The sequence below is a fragment of the Pelagirhabdus alkalitolerans genome (genome assembly GCF_900096905.1).
Classification (GTDB): domain Bacteria; phylum Bacillota; class Bacilli; order Bacillales; family Amphibacillaceae; genus Pelagirhabdus; species Pelagirhabdus alkalitolerans.
This window is the reverse complement of the sequence record NZ_FMYI01000003.1, coordinates 240,845-258,206: the sequence shown is the minus strand read 5'-3', so window position 1 is coordinate 258,206 and position 17,362 is coordinate 240,845. Positions and strand designations below refer to the sequence as shown.

Genomic DNA, 17,362 nt, shown 5'->3' with positions numbered 1-17,362 from the left:
TTAAATCACCCCTATTTTTTATTTCTCCTGCTCATTTGTTTTTTAATTTTTTCTTGTTGACGTTTCATTTTCTTTTTATAACCTGGCTTGACTGTTTTAGGCTTACGAACCTTTTTCCACGCTTCTTTATCGACATCATGTCCTTGTTTTTTTCTTTTCGCTCGTTCATTCCATGGTTTTATTTCTTTCCACTGTCCATTGGTAATATCATACGTATCAAATTCAGTACCATTCTGATGTAATTTTTGAATTAATGAAAGATCATCATCATGATACAAGTTAATCGCAGTACCTTTCATACCTGCTCTAGCTGTTCGACCCACTCGATGCAAGTAAAACTCTTCTTCTTTAGGTAGTTGAGCATTAATAACATGACTAACCCCTTTAATATCAATGCCTCTAGCAGCTAAATCTGTTGCTACAATATATTGATACTTTAACGCTTGAATATCTTTTAACACACGTTTTCTCTCACGTGGTTTTAACCCACCGTGCATTAAACCGACTGATAAACCTTGGTCGAGTAGCTTCTGATAAAGTGCATCACTTTCTTTTTTACCGTTAGTAAAAATGATCGCTAGGTACGGGTTAATAACCGTTGCAATTTGTTTGATCACTTCTGAAGGTTCCCGATGTCTAATGGGTATCAAACGATGCTCGATCAGCTCTTTTGGTAATTGATCCTTAATATGAACATGCGTCGGACTCTGCAAATATTTTTTCAAAAATGGCTGTAAACGTTCGGGTATGGTTGCTGAAAACACAAGCACTTGAATATCTTCATGACTTCTCACAAGCATTTGATCCACTTCATCTATTAAACCTAAGTCTAACATTAAGTCTGCCTCATCAATGACAAATGATTTGGCTGTATATAGGTTAATGGCTTCTTCTTTTACTAGGTCTAAAAGTCGACCTGGTGTCGCCACGATAATTTGAGGTTGTGTGGTAAGTTTTGCAACAGACCGCTGCTTGTCCGTTCCTCCTATAAGAAGTTTAGCACTGACCTGATCTTTTTCGTCTTGATAAGCAATCATTTTCTTGACTTCTTCAAAAATTTGAGTCGCTAATTCACGTGTCGGTGATGTAATAACGGCTTGAACTTCATCTTTTGCAGGGTCAATTTGATTAAATAATGGAATTAAAAACGCATGTGTCTTTCCACTACCTGTATGAGATTGGCCAATAACACTTTCATGACGTAGTATAGCTGGAATCACTTTTTGTTGAATCGGTGTAGGATTTTTAAACTCAAGACGTTTGATCACATCGTGTATCCATGGTTGTAAATTGTATTCTTTAAATTGATGGTTTTCCATAATAGACTCCTCATTTGTAAAAGCTTTCGTATCTTTCATTTACTATTATAATCGATGATTTCTTAAATTGCACTGAAATGAATACTTACCATATTAGATGAATCTAAATGGGTCTGTATTCACTTCAGACTTTATTACATTAATATTTAGATTGTTTTCTTCCACTTTTTTCGTTAAATAGTCTTTAACACCTGAAATCATCGTTTTTTCAACATAATGACCCACATCAATAATGGATAAACCGATAGCTTCAGCATCTTGTGCAGGATGGAAGGTCATATCCCCCGTTATATAGACATCTGCCCCTAAACGTTTTGCTTGTGTAAAGAAACCTTCACCACTGCCTCCTAAGATCGCAACTTTAGAAACTTTTTGATCAAGATCTCCTGTTACGCGTAAACCGTTTAAGCCAAATTGTGTCTTAACATATGAACAAAAATCTTTAAGCGATGTTGGTTCGCTCAGTTCACCAATACGTCCTAAACCATACGTCATTGCTTCATTTTCTAATTTGATCAAGTCATAAGCTGGTTCTTCATACGGGTGATTCGTGTGCAAGATTTGAAGTGCGGTTTTTATTTGGTTTTGTTCAACTGCGTATTCAATTTTCACTTCATCGACAAACGAACGTTCCTCTTTTTCACCTATATATGGATTCGATTCGTCCATTGGCGTGAATGTACCTGTACCGTTTATTCGATACGAACAATCTTTATAGTTGCCTAATTGTCCAATTCCTTCTTCAACCAATGCTTGATCTACTGTTTCCAATGCATTTACTGGTACATAAATACACAATTTATATAGTGATTCTTTTCTTTCAGGAATTAAAACAGAAGTGTGTTGTAAATTTAATTGATCGCTGAGCATATCATTCACACCACCCGGCACTATATCTAGGTTTGTATGTGCTGCGTAAACAGTAATATCGTGTGTTAATAATTTTTGAACAATTCGACCTTTAGGTGTGCTTAAATCAATTTGCTTCAATGACTTAAAGAGCAATGGGTGGTGAGCAATAATTAAATCAATTTCTTTTTCAATCGCTTCATCTACGACAGATTCTGTTACGTCCAGAGTTGTCATAACCTTTTGAACCGGCTGAGACAGTTGACCGACTTGCAAGCCAACATTGTCCCAATCATACGCTAAGTATTTTGGAACCCACTGTTCAAATAAATTGATCACTTTACCCGCTGATACGTGTTTAGTCATTTTCGATCACCTCATTAATTAATTGAATATCTTTAATAAATTGGTCTATTTTTAATTGGTTTGGTGATGTTGCTAACTTCATTTGCTCAACAATTCTTTCTTTATTATCTCGTTCACGCTTCCATTTGGAGATGAAAGGTTTCGATTTTTCTTTCATTAAGATAGGCCCTAAGAGGAGTTGTTTATACGACATCTCATTAAAACCAGATTGCCCTCTTTTAGCAACTAAAACTTCATATATATGACCATCTTCTTCAAGAATCTGCTCATCTACCAAAGAAAAAGGACTTGTAACCATCCAATGTCTTAGGTCATAGCTATCTACATTCGGTTGAAGAATGAGTAAGTCAACAGATTTCAAATATTCTTCTCCTGTTTCTAGAATCGAGCGAATCAGACTTCCTCCCATACCAGCAATGGTAACTTGCTTAACAGGATCTTCCTCAATAATAGTCAACCCGTCTCCTCTTCTCACTTCAATTCGATCGTGAAGACCATAGGCACCTACATGTTGCTTTGCAGCTTTAAATGGCCCTTCATTAATTTCTCCTGCCAAAGCCTTTGCAGACAAATCATGCGAACAGACAGTAACCGGTAAATAGGCATGATCACTCCCAATATCAGCAAAATAAGCGCTCTTAGGCAAGTAAGACGCGACGAGTTTTAAGCGCCTTGATAATCGTTTATTTATCACATAAAACAGTCCTTTTTCATCATATAATAACAGCAATTAACATGACTAGAATCCCTATAACACCCATTGCCATTAAAAGTTTTGACGCTCTTTTATAACCTATATATAACCATAACAATAGTTGTCCAAGTACAATAACTAAACTTAGCCAAACATTTGGAATCCATTGCTCGATAATCACAATTGAAATGAGCAATAAATTTAATAACAAAACACCTAAAACATATTCAACACTCATCCCATGGATCCTCGAGCCTATGTAATAAAATCCAATGACAATTATAAGCGTAATGACAATCAGTGTTATAAAAAAACTAATGGTAACATTCAAAAAATAAACTAAAGATACAACACTAGGCACCACAATCAGGTTTAGCATTAAGAATAAAACAGGAAAAACCGAGACGTCTTTTCTAACTTTTTTATCACTCACATCATCTGTCTCATCATCTTCTATTTCACCTTCACTGTACAAAGCTAGTAAAAAATCACAGTAGTGATCTGGCAATAACTGATTGTCTTTCCAATACTTTATTTCACGTATGATCGTATCTTTTCTGTTTTGATCCATGTCTACACCTCAGATCGATAGCATCACTACATATGGGTTTTTAATAAATAAAAAGTCAATCAAGAATCAATTGAAGCTCAACTGAATCTAGATTGACTGAGCCAACCATATGCTCTTAGTTTATTCCATGAAGTCTTTTAATCGCTTACTACGACTTGGGTGTCGTAATTTACGAAGTGCTTTCGCTTCGATTTGACGAATACGCTCTCTTGTAACCCCGAATACTCTACCGACTTCTTCTAAGGTACGTGTTCTGCCATCATCAAGTCCAAAACGTAATCTTAAGACATTTTCTTCTCTGTCTGTTAAAGTATCTAACACATCTTCTAATTGCTCTTTTAATAACTCGTATGCTGCATGATCTGATGGTGAAGTTGCTTCTTGGTCTTCAATGAAATCACCTAAATGAGAATCATCTTCTTCACCAATTGGTGTTTCTAACGATACAGGTTCTTGAGCAATTTTTAGAATTTCTCTTACTTTATCTGGAGACAAGTCCATTTCTTCACCGATTTCTTCCGGTGTCGGTTCGCGTCCGAAATCTTGCAGTAATTGTCTTTGAACACGAATTAACTTATTAATTGTTTCTACCATGTGAACTGGGATACGAATCGTACGAGCCTGGTCAGCTATAGCACGTGTAATCGCTTGTCTAATCCACCATGTCGCATAGGTGCTGAACTTAAATCCTTTTCGATAATCAAATTTTTCAACTGCTTTAATTAGACCCATGTTTCCTTCTTGTATCAAGTCTAAAAACAGCATACCTCGTCCTACATAACGTTTAGCAATACTGACAACTAGCCTCAAGTTTGCTTCTGCTAGTCGTTGTTTTGCTTCTTCGTCACCTTGTTCAATTTTTTCAGCTAGACTAATCTCCTCTGCTGCTGAAAGTAAATCAACACGTCCGATTTCCTTTAGGTACATACGAACAGGATCATTAATTTTAATACCTAATGGGACACTTAAATCATTGAGATCAAATTCTTCTACCTTCTGAATTTGCTGATCACTAGGGCCATCCCCCGCATCAGCTACCACTTCAACTCCTTGCTCGCCTAAATATTCGTAAAACTCATCAATTTGATCTGTTTCTAATTCATATACCGCTAATTTTTCTGCAACATCTTCATGAGCAATGACACCTCGTTTTTTACCAAGTTCAACGATTTGTTCTTTTGCTTGATCCAATGTTAATTCTTGCTGGTTATCTTTAGAATTAGTTGGCTTATTCTCTGCCATGAGAGTCCCCCTCCTTCCGACTGTCTCTATCCTTATCGACTTCTTGATTTAAGTCGTTTTTGCAAATCAACGATTTCCATACCGATCTGCGCAGCTAAAACATAATCTTTATTTAATTCAGCTTGCTTTTGTTTTTGTACTAAATCTCGAATCGTTGCTTTTTCTTCTTTTTCTCCCTTAATGATTCGTATATAATCATCAATTTCTTCATCTGTCATGTCTGTTAGTACCGGCTCCATTGCCATTTGGATGACATCGTTTTTTATCACATCATCTGGAATTCGTTCAATGAATTGACTAACGTTTGCATCGTAACCATCTTCATAAAATGCATATAGATGGGTGACGATCACTTTGTGCATGTCAATATTAAAGTTTGCTCCTAATTGGTGTTTTATCTTTTCAGCAATTGACCGATCATAAAGCATATACGTCAATAGCTTTCTTTCTGCATTATGATAAGCAGGAAGCAATTTATTTTTAGTTTGTTTTTTTACATAGTGGTTAGTATGGCTTTCACTACGTGTTCTATCCTTATGATAGCGATGATTTTGACTTCGTTTTTTATCAATTTCTTCAACTATATTTTCAATTGACAAATTGAATTGATTAGCGAGCTCTCTCGCATAATGTTCACGGTCGATCGCTCTTTCTACTGTTGCTAATTCATTAGTTATTTGATCGATATAAGCCATTTGATCCGCTTCTACTTGCAAGTTGTATTTACCTTTAAAATAAAACATTGTAAACGCTGGATAAGTAGAGCTTGCCTCGATCACTTCATGTTTAAACCTTTTCGCGCCATATTCTTTAATATACGCATCTGGATCTAATTGTGTCGGTAAGATACCAATTCGTACATCACACCCCGCTTTTTTCAGTCGCTGAGCCGCCTGATAAGAAGCTTCCCTGCCTGCATGATCGCCGTCATAACAAATAACAACTGTATCTACATAACGTTTAAGGAGTGACGCTTGCGTATCCGTAATGGATGTACCCAAAGTAGCGACACCATTTTCTATACCGACTTGAAAAGCTGATATGACGTCCATATACCCTTCAAATAAAATCGCTTGTTTCTCTTTTTTTATAGCACTTCTTGCTAAATCAAAGTTGAATAACATCTTTCCTTTTTGGAATAAGGAAGACTCAGAACTGTTTAAATATTTGGGTTCGTCATCACCTAAAGCACGACCGCCGAATCCAACTGTTTTGCCTAAATGATTACGAATAGGGAAAATGATTCTTCCTCTAAATCGATCATATACTTTATTATGGTCGTTCCGCATCAACAAACCTGATTGAACCATCTGTTGCAAATTAAAACCTTTCTTCTCCAGAAACTGCGGTGTTAATTCTTGTACTTCTGGAGAAAATCCAATTTGAAAACGCTCAATCATTTCATCATTCAATCCACGGTTATACAAATAATCCTTTGCGTGCTTAGATTCCTTTGCGTGCTCTAGGATATGATGATAAAACTTTGTTAACCATTGGTACGCCATAAGAGAGTCTTGATCTTGATGATTGACTGAATTTTGTTGACCCTTAACATGCTCTGGCAGTTCATAACCACTTTTTTCAGCTAAATGTTCTACGGCTTGTTGAAATGTAAAACCTTCTATTTCCATTAGAAAGGTAAACGCATTTCCGCCTTTACCACAGCCAAAACAATGATAAATTTGTTTATCCTGTGTCACTGAAAAAGAGGGGGTATTCTCACCATGAAATGGACATAGTCCAAAGTAATTCTTACCTTGTTTCTTTAAAGAAACATAATCACCAACAACATCAACAATGTCATTAGCTTGTCTAACTTCTTCAATCAATTGCTCAGGAATTTGACCTGACATAATTTATCACCAACACTTAATTTCTATAAAGTATCAAAAATTCCTGCATCATTCGACAACAAATTCAAAAATCATTAGAAAACTCGGTGACTATTACCTATTTACCTCAAAGATTAGTAGATTAAACCTTGTAGGGTTTAGCTCACCCTGTCTTACCGAGAGATAGGGTGTTTGTAATTATATGAAAATAGTTATTTTCACAAACAACTATTATAATATAAATCGAATTAAATTACTACACATTTTTATCACCTAAGATTTATCGGGTTGTCATTTGTAACTGCAAAATAATATTAGCTGTTTCCTCCACTGCCTTATACGACACATCAATCACTGGACAGCCAATTCGATCAACGACTGTTTCAAAATAGTCAATCTCTTCATGTATACGCTTAGGTGCTGCATAATTAGCATGTTCTTTTAAACCAAGTGCTTTTAATCGTTCTTTTCTTATATCGTTCAATTTATCCGGGCTAATTTTCAAACCGTAACACTTAGCTGGATCTGTTTCAAACAACTCCTTTGGAGGCTCTACTTCAGGGACAATCGGTACATTTGCTACTTTGAAGCTTTTTAACGCTAGATACTGTGACAGTGGGGTCTTTGAAGTTCTCGAAACACCGACCAATACAATATCAGCTTGTTCTATACCACGAGGGTCTCGTCCATCATCATATTTAACCGCAAATTCAATTGCTTCAACTCGTCTAAAGTACGCTTCATCAAGTTGATGACCTAGTCCTGGTTTCATTCTAGGTTTTTTCTGGAACAATCTTTCCATAGCTTCAAGCATCGGGCCGATAATATCAATTGCTTCTAACTGCATTTCAACAGCTTCACGCATGACAAATTGTCTTAATTCAGGATCCACTAACGTATAGCCAACGATGGCTTGATCCTTTTTTGCATCAGATAAAACTTGGCGAATTCTTGACTTATCTTCGACATAAGGGGTGCGGATCAATTCATATTCTTGTCCATTTATAAATTGTAGTAGCGCAGCTTTAATTACTTTTTCAGCTGTTTCGCCTAATGAGTCTGAAATTAAATACACAACTGGTTTTTGCATCAACTCATCCTTATTCGTTAAAATTGTTGTTTCCATTCAATCAGTGTAAAGTCAGCTAATGGGTTAATCATTTCTGCAATACGATTTAACATAGCGAGACGGTTAGAACGTACGTTAGAATCATCCGCCATAACCATTGTATGATCAAAGAAAGCATTTATATCGTCTGTTAACAACGTTAATTGATTGAGTACGTCTTGATAATCTTCTTTATCATAAGCATCAGAAATGGGTTGCTGAACCGCTTCGATACGATTAAACAAATTGTTTTCATATTCATTTTCAAATTGAGTTTCATCAATTTGAACGGAATCTCCTTTTTTCGCTAAATTCATTACTCGAACAAGTGCTTCTTGAGTCGGTTTAAACGCTTCATCTGTACGTTTATTTTCTAATAAATGTGCTTTAGCAAATAATTGACTGACAACACCTAAATTTCTATGACTAACTGAGCGAATGATATCTTGTGAAATTTTCTCTTCTTTGGCAAGATAACTAATTCTTGATTCAAAGAAGCGTTTAACGGCTAGTGTTATTTCTGAATCATGTGACTCTTTATTGACTTCTGTCAATTGTTCAAGCACAAGGTCGATCAACGCTTCAAACGAAAGTGACCAATTTTCTTCTTTTAGAATCCGAATGACACCCATTGTTTGACGTCTAAGAGCATATGGATCTTGAGATCCAGAAGGGACTAGTCCAACACTTATACATCCCACAATTGTATCTAGCTTATCAGCCACACTAACGATCGATCCAATCGTTGAATTTGGTAATGCATCATTTGTATGTTTAGGCATGTAATGTTCATTAATACCTTTTGCAACGGCTTCTGATTCACCGAATAAACGAGCATATTTTTCACCCATAATTCCTTGTAAATTAGTGAATTCATTAACCATCTGTGTGACGAGATCAAATTTACAAATTTCCGCTGTTCGAACGGCATCATTAATGTCTGTTTCGTTTAATGACAAGCTTTTAGCTATTTGTTCTGTTAAATTCGTAATACGATCCACTTTATCTTTAATCGTTCCTAGATTTTCCTGAAATACCATACGGCTTAATTTCTGATTGTAGTCATCAATAGTTTGTTTTTGGTCTTCTTGATAGAAAAAGACGGCATCTTTAAGACGTGCATTTAGAACTTTCTCATTTCCTTTTGCAACTGTATCTAAATAATCTTCATTTCCATTTCGCACGCCTATAAAGTAGGAAAGTAATCGATTGTTCTGATCACGAACAGGGAAATAGCGCTGATGTTCTTTCATCGATGTAACAAGCGCTTCTTCAGGTACTTCTAAAAAGTCATCACTAAATTGACCGTAAAACGCGGTCGGATACTCAACTAATTGGGTAACCTCTTCCAATAAATCATCATCAACTGGAATAACCCAATTATGACTAGTTTCAAGATGATTTAACTGCTCCATAATTAGTTTTTTTCGTTTGTCACTATTTGCAATGACCCACTCAGTTTCTAGTTTTTCTTCATACTCAGTTGGTGAAGAAAGTGTAAATGTCGATCCTAAAAAGCGATGACCAAACGACTGATTAGAGGTTTGAACGCCCTCTATTTCAAACGGAATCACCTCATCATCTTTTAAAGCAAGCAACCATTTAATTGGACGAATAAATCGGAGTGAACGGTCAGACCAACGCATGTTTTTAGGAAATGTTAAAGACAAAATAACATCTTTAAAGTTTTGTAAGATTTCATCAGCTCTCTGACCTTCAATAAACTTTTCTACATGGACGTAGTCTTCTCCTTTGATTTCCTTAAAATAAATGGCATCAACATCGGCCCCTTGTCCTTTTGCAAAGCCAATTGCAGCCTTTGTCCAATTACCCGACTCATCTAAAGCAATTTTCTTAGCAGGCCCTTTCACTTCTTCATGAAGATCTGGTTGCTTTTCTGATAGGTCTTTAATCAAAACACTGAATCGTCGCGGTGTTATAAAAGACTCAACAGAATGGTAAGTTAATCGTTGTTCATCAAGCCATGTTTTTGTCTTATTCAAAAATTGTGATTCGGTTGATTTTAAAAATCGAGCCGGCATATCCTCAAGTCCTACTTCAAATAGTACATTATGCGTCATCTTGTTCACCTTCTTTTTTTAACATTGGAAATCCTAATTTCTCACGCTCTTTAACATATAATGAAGCAATTGAACGTGCTAATGAACGTACCCGTCCAATATACCCTGTACGTTCAGTCACAGAAATAACACCTTTAGCATCAAGTAAGTTAAACGTATGAGAACATTTTAAAACATAATCATAGGCAGGGAATACGAGCGCTTTTTCCATCAATTGTTTTGCTTCTTGTTCATAATCACTGAACCACTTAAATAAAAGGTCTGTATTCGATTCTTCAAATGTATATCTCGAGTGCTCATACTCAGGTTGATAAAAGATATCGTGCAGTGTCACACCTTCTGTCCACGTTAAATCAAAAACGTTTTCTTTATCTTGAATATATGAGGCTAAACGTTCTAATCCGTAAGTAATCTCTACTGATACAGGGTCAGCCTCAAGACCACCTATTTGCTGGAAATAAGTAAATTGAGTAATTTCCATTCCATCTAGCCAGACTTCCCATCCTAGTCCAGCTGCACCTAAAGTTGGATTTTCCCAATTATCCTCTACAAAACGAATATCATGTTTTAACGGATCAATACCAAGTTGTTTTAAGGAATCTAAATATAACTCCTGGATATTCTCTGGTGAGGGCTTCATAATGACTTGGAATTGATGGTGTTGGTATAACCGATTAGGGTTTTCACCGTAACGCCCATCTGCCGGCCTTCTTGATGGTTCTACATAAGCTACATTCCAAGGCTCCGGCCCTAAACTTCTTAATAATGTCATAGGTGACATCGTTCCAGCCCCTTTTTCCGTATCATATGCCTGCATCAGAATACAACCTTGATTAGACCAATGTTTCTGCAGTGTTAATATCATGTCTTGAATATGCATATCTAAACCTCCTATTTTATGTACACAACTAAAAAGCTAACAGTATTATCAACAGTTTTCGCGCTAATAATTTTTACATCCACGCCATTTTAAAAAACAAGAAAATCCCGTCCCTATGCCTTAATTGAATAAGACATAGGGACGGGATTTCCGCGGTTCCACCCTACTTACTAAAGCAAGTGCTTTAGTCACTTTTGGCTTCTATGTTCCAGAGCGCCGTTCAACCATGCCTTATCCTTGGCTTTCACCATCCCAAGTTCGCTAAACTAATTCATTGGTCTACTCTTCTCTTTCATCACATCGATTAAATAGCTAACCATAATAATATGATAGTTAATGTAACTTGTCAAGAATGAACACTGGTTAATCACTGCAACAAATCCAGTTGTTTTAAGAAATTTTTGGATTTAATTATAAAGCCACCATATTGATCATAATAATCATCTAGTAGTTCTCTAAGTGCGTTCTTATTTTCATCTTTTACTTGAATGTTCTGCACTCTCGATACATCAACATCGTAAAACAATCGTAACAGTTTTAATTGTGTATCGGTTAGTGATCTCATATCTTCTACTTGGTGTGAACAACGCGAACAGATAACGCCACCTTCAATAATAGAAAAACCTTTCAAATCGAGTGATGAACACTTTACACATTGATCGACCACAGGAGCAAACCCGGCAAGTCGATATAATTTCAACTCATACATCATCGCTAAAGTCATCGCATCTTTTTTTTCAGAAATCTCTGATAGTGTAGATTTTAATTGCTGATAGATAAACAAGTTCGCTTGCTTATCTTCCAACATCTTGTCCGATAGTTCTGCTAAATAGCTGGCATACGCTGCTGCTACAATATCTTCTCGAATGTATCGATTCGATTGAATGACTTCACCTTGCTGGAGAACACTCAATCCCGACTTTAGCTGAACTAAATAATCAGCTTCAATAAACAGTTGAGTGACAGAAGCCATTCGACTTTTGGGCTTTTTGGCTCCTCTTGCAATCGCTTGAAACTTGCCAAATTGTTTTGACAATATAGATACAATTTTATGTGTTTCCCCATAATCTTGAGTTCGGATAATAATGCCCTCTACCTTTTCAAACACACTTACTCAACTCCCATTTACTGTTCAGCAGACTGCTCTATAGATGGCTGTGTGTCTGCACTTTCGATGTCGCTTCTACATGCCTGATCCTCTATATCAAGACCTTTCATTAACAGATAAGCCTCTACATCTCCTGTCCGAGTGAAAACATACCATGGTAACTGATTCATTAATCATTCAACCTCTCATGTTTTTTATCACACGTCTATGTACATAGAATAACCGAATTCAATCGATCAATGTTGATTATTTTTTTCCATGAATAATGAATTTTACACCGATCACCAATATGTCTCATTTTAACACTTGATTAATAATCATCTTCATTAAAGCCAAGTTCAGCTAAATGATGATCACGATTTCTCCAATTTTTTTCAACTTTAACCCATAGTTCTAAGTACACTTTAGAACCTAATAAAAGTTCAATATCACGTCTTGCTTGGCTACCAATTTTTCGAAGCATTGTCCCTTGCTTTCCGATGATGATTCCCTTTTGGGACGAACGTTCTACAATAATAGATGCTTGTACCAATATTTTACCTTGAGACTGATCATCAATTTTTTCGATTAAAACCGCAATCGAATGCGGAATTTCCTCACGTGTCATCGTGATCGCTTTTTCTCTGATGAATTCACTTATGATGAATCGTTCTGGGTGATCAGTTACATGATCATCTGGATAATATTGCGGTCCTTCTTCAAGTTGATCTTTCAATACTGTAATTAAATGATCAACATTTTGTCCTTCAAGCGCGGATATTGGAATGATTTCTTTAAAATCGAGTTTTTCTTTATATTCAACAATTAAATCAAACAATTGGTCAGGATGAACCTTGTCAATTTTATTAATGATTAAATAAACAGGTTGATCAACGTTTTTTAAACGCTCAATGATATAATCATCACCTCGACCAAACCCTTCTTCAGCATTCACCATAAATAATATACCATCAACTTCATTTAAAGTGTTCATTGCTACTTTTACCATGAAGTCACCTAATTTATGTTTCGGTTTATGAATACCAGGGGTATCAATAAATACAATTTGAGCATCATCTGATGTGTAAACGCCTTGAATCGTATTTCGAGTCGTTTGTGCTTTATCACTCATAATGGCGATTTTCTCACCAATGACTCGATTTAAAAATGTTGATTTTCCGACATTGGGTCTTCCTATAATGGTTACAAAACCAGACTTAAAAGGTGTATCTGTCATATAAAATTCCTCTTTTCTCCTAAAATAACAACGTTATGATCTTCGGCATAAATATGATGATTCCTACAACCATAGCTAATAAACTCGCCACTAAAACAGCGCCTGCTGCCACATCTTTAATGGTACCAACCGCTGAATGCCATTCCGGTGCTAAGTAATCTAAAATTAATTCAATGGCCGTGTTAAATAGTTCAGCCATCACAACTAAACCAATCGTTAAGATCAATAACACCCATTCAATCGCATTCACATTTAAAAAGATGCCACAACCAATGACTAAAATCATCATCATCAAATGAACTCTCATATTAATTTCATGATGAAGTGCATATTTTAATCCTTTAATTGCATATCCTAATCCGACATGTTTATTTTTAATCTCTTGATAATCCGAACTCATGTAAAATATCCTCTTGTTTTTTAAACATTGCTTTTTCATCTTCTTCGTTCATATGATCATACCCTAAGAGATGGAGAAATCCGTGGAGAGCTAAAAAGCTAAATTCTCTTTCTAAACTATGGTCATATTCGGCAGCTTGTTCTTTTGCTTTTTCAACGGAAATAACGATATCCCCTAAGCTTATGGGCAACTCTTCATTAAAGACAGCCACTTCTCCTTTACCTTCTTCTAGTAGAGGAAATGATAGGACATCTGTTGGTTTATCAAGTTGACGATAATTACGATTCAGTTCTTGAATCATTTCATTGTCAACAAAGTTAATCGACATTTCCATTTCCGATTGGATCGCTTCTTTTTTAGCTGCAAATCGGATTAATTGATCAATTAAATCAATATAATCGTCCTTCACAGTGTTTGTGTCATCATGATAGTCTATTTGCATTTATAACTCCTCCTTAGCATAATCTTCACTTGGATACTTTATCCGTGTATGATAGATGCCATTTAACGTCTCACTAATCGTTAATTTTATTTTATTTAATTCTTTAAATGTTAAAGCACTATCATCAAATTGACCATCAATTAATCGATCATGAATAATCGAGTTAATCAATTCATCAATTTTATCTTTGGATGGTGTATCCATTGACCGTACAGCCGCTTCAACAGAATCACAAATTGAAATAACGGCCGATTCTTTTGTTTGTGGTTTAGGACCTGGATAACGGTAATCATTTTCTTTTACATGCTCATCAATCTCTTTTTGTTTGTAATAAAAGTACTTCACAAGTGTTGTGCCATGATGTTGTTCGGCAATATCAATAATTTCACTTGGTAGTTTGTGTTCGCGTAAAATTCTGGCACCATCATATGGGTGTGACAAAATGATGGTAGCACTTTGTTTTGGTGATAAATAGTCATGCGGATTTTTAATACCCATCTGATTTTCAATAAAATAATGAGGGTGTTTTGTCTTCCCTAAATCATGATAATATGATGCCACACGAGCTAATAAACCATTTGCACCAATTGATTCACAAGCTGCTTCACTTAAATTAGCGACCATCACACTATGGTGATAAGTACCTGGTGCTTCAGTCAAAATCTTTCTAAGTAATGGATGGTTAGGACTAGACAGTGTTAAGAGTTTCGTATCTGATAATATACCCAATACTGACTCAAAAAACGGTAAAACACCGATTGTTAAGATACCAGACACAATGGCGCCAATAAAACCATAACCACTATGAAGAAAAATGTCTCTTAACTGATAACTTTCATATGATAGGAAAATAAAGGTTAAAATGACTAATATATTGACAACCCCGGTTGCTAAGACCGTTTTAAAGATCGTCATTCGATCTTTAATGGCAATCAAAGCAATCATACTACTTAATTGTGCGAATAATAAATAGATACCCGCTTCAAGATTTAATGAACCTGGTATTTCACCATTAAATATAATGGTCGCAATAATACTAAACACAACCGAGAACATTAGCGTCATTTTTTCATTATATAATATCTTTAAAAGCAAGCTACTTGTTGCAATTGGCATTAGAAAATAAAGTTGATTTTCATCTGTTGTAAAATAACTAATAAATTTCATAATTCCTAATGTGACAACAAATATAACTGCGATCGCAAATAAATGTTTACTATCTTTATTTTTTATATCAAAATAGATAGCCATTCCATAAGCTAAAAGGCCTGTTAAGAGTAAACTCATCACAAACAACCCAATTAATGGGAAAACGTTTCGGTCATTGCTCAATAAACCGACTAAAGCTAATTGGTCATAAATCTCATTTGAGATAGTTTGTCCTTCTCTTACAATAACTTCTCCTGCTCGAATCATCGCTGGCTCAACATTTTCAATGGCTTCACGTTCAGCTTCCATTGTATCTTCAAGCGAAAAGAAGGAGTTTTCATCAATTGCAAATTGGCCAACAGAATCAAGCGCTTCTTGAATGGAATCATCTAGATTTGAATACTGTAAACGTTGATTCAGAAGTTCTTGTGCTTCTTCGATGTCATCTCGCCTTATACCTTCATTAAATATTTCTCTTAACGTTGTCGTTAACAGCTCATAACTAATTTCTTTTTCATTTTCACTCATTTGAATGAGGGACAATAAATCATCGTCTGATAGTGCGTCCGTTAGGTGCTCCGATAGAAGCTGCTTTAAGTCGATTAATTTATCTGAACTTGATCGTTCAAATTCAATGTCTTCTGGATCGGTTTCTTCTTCCTCAAACTCATCAATATTTTCTTCATCTATCGATGTTTCATCCACCGTTTCGATCGCATCAAACAACTCACCCACATAGTCGAGTCGCTCCTGTGTAACTTCTTGAGAAATAACATAACGATCATCAACTGATTGAATTGCTTCTCTTTGTCTTCTTTCAGTTTCTCTTGTGTCCTCGATCGTGATTGGTGAACGAATTGTTTCTGATGCATTACTAAATCTTTCAATCTCATATGTCTCAGTATAGACATTTGAAAGTGTAAACAAAAAAATGGACACGCCTAAAATAATAAGCGTCAAAATGAATACTAGGGTCGTATTAAATGTCTTTAATTTTTCGAATAGTTTCTTCATATTTATTGGCTCCTTCGATATGACGAGGATATGGCTTACCAATATCATACAACGATTTTCTATCATTGTATATCCTTTTATCTACAGCAATTACAAAACCACCATAGCTAGCTATGATGGTTTTATTACGCTTTGTTTTCGTCATAAGCCTCAATGATCTTCTGGACAACAGGATGTCTTACAACATCATATTGGTCAAGATAGACAAAATCAATTCCAGAGACACCTTTTAATGTATGCTGTACTGACTTTAATCCAGAAACAGTCCCATTAGGAAGGTCAATTTGAGTAATGTCACCTGTAATAATCATTTTGGATCCAAAGCCTAAACGTGTTAAGAACATTTTCATTTGTTCAGGGGTTGTGTTTTGAGCTTCATCCAAAATGACGTATGCATCATCTAAGGTTCTACCTCTCATATAAGCTAAAGGCGCTACTTCAATGGTACCACGCTCAATTAGTCTGGCAGTATGTTCTGCACCAAATACATCGTGTAATGCATCATATAAAGGACGTAAATACGGATCCACTTTTTCTTTTAAATCACCTGGTAAAAAACCTAAGCTCTCACCTGCTTCAACAGCTGGTCTGGTTAAAATAATCCGCTTAATTTGACCGATTTTTAAAGCTTTGACAGCCATAACAACGGCCAAATAAGTCTTTCCCGTTCCCGCTGGTCCAATGCCAAAGACAAGGTCATGTTGCTTAATTTTTTTTACATAATGCCTTTGACCCAATGTCTTAACACGAATAGGACGTCCTACTGCATTTCTCATAATTTCTTCATCAAATAACGTTTTAAACTGATCAATTTGATCTCGTTTCGCAAGTTCTACCGCATAAATCACATCACGATCTGACACTTTAATACCTTTACGAATCACAAACAGTAAGGCATTTAAAACAGAACTAATCAGTTCAACTTGCTCTTTTGATCCCTTTACACTTACTTTTTCACCACGTGTAATAATGCTAGCATCAACTTTTAACTCGAGTTGCTTTAAATGACTATCTTCTGCTCCGAATAAATTCATCGCTTCAGTTGTATCTTTGATGTATAAATCAATTTCTTGTAAAGCTTCAGACATACA

At 35.7% G+C, this 17,362-nt stretch carries 17 protein-coding genes; all 17 read right to left on the bottom strand.

Annotated features, from left to right (window positions below; genetic code table 11):
• Positions 1 to 11: 11 nt before the first annotated feature.
• The 17 genes from BLR62_RS05860 to BLR62_RS05780 all read right to left on the bottom strand — a co-directional run bounded on the left by BLR62_RS05860 (position 12) and on the right by BLR62_RS05780 (position 17,359).
• Positions 12 to 1,319, bottom strand: a complete 1,308-nt coding sequence (locus tag BLR62_RS05860) for a DEAD/DEAH box helicase (RefSeq protein WP_090794528.1) — start codon at positions 1,317 to 1,319, stop codon at positions 12 to 14.
• Between the two features lie 93 nt (positions 1,320 to 1,412).
• Complete coding sequence (locus BLR62_RS05855) at positions 1,413 to 2,534, bottom strand: Nif3-like dinuclear metal center hexameric protein (protein ID WP_090794525.1); 1,122 nt, start codon at positions 2,532 to 2,534, stop codon at positions 1,413 to 1,415.
• Positions 2,527 to 3,264, bottom strand: a complete 738-nt coding sequence (locus BLR62_RS05850) for a tRNA (adenine(22)-N(1))-methyltransferase (RefSeq protein ID WP_245719404.1) — start codon at positions 3,262 to 3,264, stop codon at positions 2,527 to 2,529. The genes BLR62_RS05855 and BLR62_RS05850 overlap by 8 nt, the downstream gene beginning before the upstream one ends.
• Positions 3,248 to 3,799: a hypothetical protein gene (locus BLR62_RS05845; protein WP_090794523.1), complete on the bottom strand. Its 552-nt coding sequence runs from the start codon at positions 3,797 to 3,799 to the stop codon at positions 3,248 to 3,250. The genes BLR62_RS05850 and BLR62_RS05845 overlap by 17 nt, the downstream gene beginning before the upstream one ends.
• A gap of 120 nt (positions 3,800 to 3,919) precedes the next feature.
• On the bottom strand, positions 3,920 to 5,041 hold the full coding sequence (gene rpoD, locus BLR62_RS05840) for an RNA polymerase sigma factor RpoD (RefSeq protein ID WP_090794520.1): 1,122 nt from the start codon (positions 5,039 to 5,041) through the stop codon (positions 3,920 to 3,922).
• A 32-nt stretch (positions 5,042 to 5,073) separates the two neighbouring features.
• Positions 5,074 to 6,894: a DNA primase gene (dnaG, locus tag BLR62_RS05835; RefSeq protein WP_090794517.1), complete on the bottom strand. Its 1,821-nt coding sequence runs from the start codon at positions 6,892 to 6,894 to the stop codon at positions 5,074 to 5,076.
• Positions 6,895 to 7,153: 259 nt separating this feature from the next.
• Positions 7,154 to 7,963 carry a pyruvate, water dikinase regulatory protein gene (locus tag BLR62_RS05830; protein ID WP_090794513.1) on the bottom strand — a complete coding sequence of 270 codons (810 nt, stop codon included), beginning with the start codon at positions 7,961 to 7,963 and terminating at the stop codon, positions 7,154 to 7,156.
• Positions 7,964 to 7,980: 17 nt separating this feature from the next.
• Positions 7,981 to 10,062, bottom strand: coding sequence for a glycine--tRNA ligase subunit beta (glyS, locus tag BLR62_RS05825; protein WP_090794510.1), 2,082 nt, complete (start codon positions 10,060 to 10,062; stop codon positions 7,981 to 7,983).
• Positions 10,052 to 10,942, bottom strand: a complete 891-nt coding sequence (gene glyQ, locus BLR62_RS05820) for a glycine--tRNA ligase subunit alpha (RefSeq protein WP_090794507.1) — start codon at positions 10,940 to 10,942, stop codon at positions 10,052 to 10,054. The genes glyS and glyQ overlap by 11 nt, the downstream gene beginning before the upstream one ends.
• Before the next feature lie 367 nt (positions 10,943 to 11,309).
• Positions 11,310 to 12,050 (bottom strand): DNA repair protein RecO, encoded by a 741-nt coding sequence (gene recO / locus BLR62_RS05815; protein ID WP_090794504.1) that lies wholly within the window; start codon positions 12,048 to 12,050, stop codon positions 11,310 to 11,312.
• 17 nt (positions 12,051 to 12,067) lie between these two features.
• Positions 12,068 to 12,220, bottom strand: coding sequence for a YqzL family protein (locus BLR62_RS05810; RefSeq protein ID WP_090794500.1), 153 nt, complete (start codon positions 12,218 to 12,220; stop codon positions 12,068 to 12,070).
• A gap of 140 nt (positions 12,221 to 12,360) precedes the next feature.
• Positions 12,361 to 13,266, bottom strand: a complete 906-nt coding sequence (gene era / locus BLR62_RS05805; protein WP_090794495.1) for a GTPase Era — start codon at positions 13,264 to 13,266, stop codon at positions 12,361 to 12,363.
• 19 nt (positions 13,267 to 13,285) lie between these two features.
• Positions 13,286 to 13,666, bottom strand: a complete 381-nt coding sequence (locus BLR62_RS05800; protein ID WP_090794492.1) for a diacylglycerol kinase family protein — start codon at positions 13,664 to 13,666, stop codon at positions 13,286 to 13,288.
• The gene (gene ybeY / locus BLR62_RS05795) at positions 13,641 to 14,108 is read right to left on the bottom strand and encodes an rRNA maturation RNase YbeY (protein WP_090794489.1); all 468 of its coding nucleotides are present in this window, start codon (positions 14,106 to 14,108) and stop codon (positions 13,641 to 13,643) included. Before ybeY ends, BLR62_RS05800 begins: the two co-directional genes overlap by 26 nt.
• Positions 14,109 to 16,271 carry an HD family phosphohydrolase gene (locus BLR62_RS05790; RefSeq protein WP_090794487.1) on the bottom strand — a complete coding sequence of 721 codons (2,163 nt, stop codon included), beginning with the start codon at positions 16,269 to 16,271 and terminating at the stop codon, positions 14,109 to 14,111.
• Positions 16,237 to 16,416: a hypothetical protein gene (locus BLR62_RS12450; protein ID WP_090794484.1), complete on the bottom strand. Its 180-nt coding sequence runs from the start codon at positions 16,414 to 16,416 to the stop codon at positions 16,237 to 16,239. The genes BLR62_RS05790 and BLR62_RS12450 overlap by 35 nt, the downstream gene beginning before the upstream one ends.
• Positions 16,397 to 17,359, bottom strand: a complete 963-nt coding sequence (locus BLR62_RS05780; protein WP_090794483.1) for a PhoH family protein — start codon at positions 17,357 to 17,359, stop codon at positions 16,397 to 16,399. Before BLR62_RS05780 ends, BLR62_RS12450 begins: the two co-directional genes overlap by 20 nt.
• Between the last annotated feature and the right edge of the window lie 3 nt (positions 17,360 to 17,362).

Excerpts from the sequence above, each read along its gene's own strand:
- BLR62_RS05860 (WP_090794528.1), bottom strand. The coding sequence starts at position 1,319 with ATGGAAAACCATCAATTTAAAGAATACAATTTACAACCATGGATACAC.
- BLR62_RS05855 (WP_090794525.1), bottom strand. The coding sequence starts at position 2,534 with ATGACTAAACACGTATCAGCGGGTAAAGTGATCAATTTATTTGAACAG.
- BLR62_RS05845 (WP_090794523.1), bottom strand. The coding sequence starts at position 3,799 with ATGGATCAAAACAGAAAAGATACGATCATACGTGAAATAAAGTATTGG.
- rpoD (WP_090794520.1), bottom strand. The coding sequence starts at position 5,041 with ATGGCAGAGAATAAGCCAACTAATTCTAAAGATAACCAGCAAGAATTA.
- dnaG (WP_090794517.1), bottom strand. The coding sequence starts at position 6,894 with ATGTCAGGTCAAATTCCTGAGCAATTGATTGAAGAAGTTAGACAAGCT.
- BLR62_RS05830 (WP_090794513.1), bottom strand. The coding sequence starts at position 7,963 with ATGCAAAAACCAGTTGTGTATTTAATTTCAGACTCATTAGGCGAAACA.
- glyS (WP_090794510.1), bottom strand. The coding sequence starts at position 10,062 with ATGACGCATAATGTACTATTTGAAGTAGGACTTGAGGATATGCCGGCT.
- glyQ (WP_090794507.1), bottom strand. The coding sequence starts at position 10,942 with ATGCATATTCAAGACATGATATTAACACTGCAGAAACATTGGTCTAAT.
- BLR62_RS05810 (WP_090794500.1), bottom strand. The coding sequence starts at position 12,220 with ATGAATCAGTTACCATGGTATGTTTTCACTCGGACAGGAGATGTAGAG.
- era (WP_090794495.1), bottom strand. The coding sequence starts at position 13,266 with ATGACAGATACACCTTTTAAGTCTGGTTTTGTAACCATTATAGGAAGA.
- BLR62_RS05800 (WP_090794492.1), bottom strand. The coding sequence starts at position 13,666 with ATGAGTTCGGATTATCAAGAGATTAAAAATAAACATGTCGGATTAGGA.
- ybeY (WP_090794489.1), bottom strand. The coding sequence starts at position 14,108 with ATGCAAATAGACTATCATGATGACACAAACACTGTGAAGGACGATTAT.
- BLR62_RS05790 (WP_090794487.1), bottom strand. The coding sequence starts at position 16,271 with ATGAAGAAACTATTCGAAAAATTAAAGACATTTAATACGACCCTAGTA.
- BLR62_RS12450 (WP_090794484.1), bottom strand. The coding sequence starts at position 16,416 with ATGACGAAAACAAAGCGTAATAAAACCATCATAGCTAGCTATGGTGGT.
- BLR62_RS05780 (WP_090794483.1), bottom strand. The coding sequence starts at position 17,359 with ATGTCTGAAGCTTTACAAGAAATTGATTTATACATCAAAGATACAACT.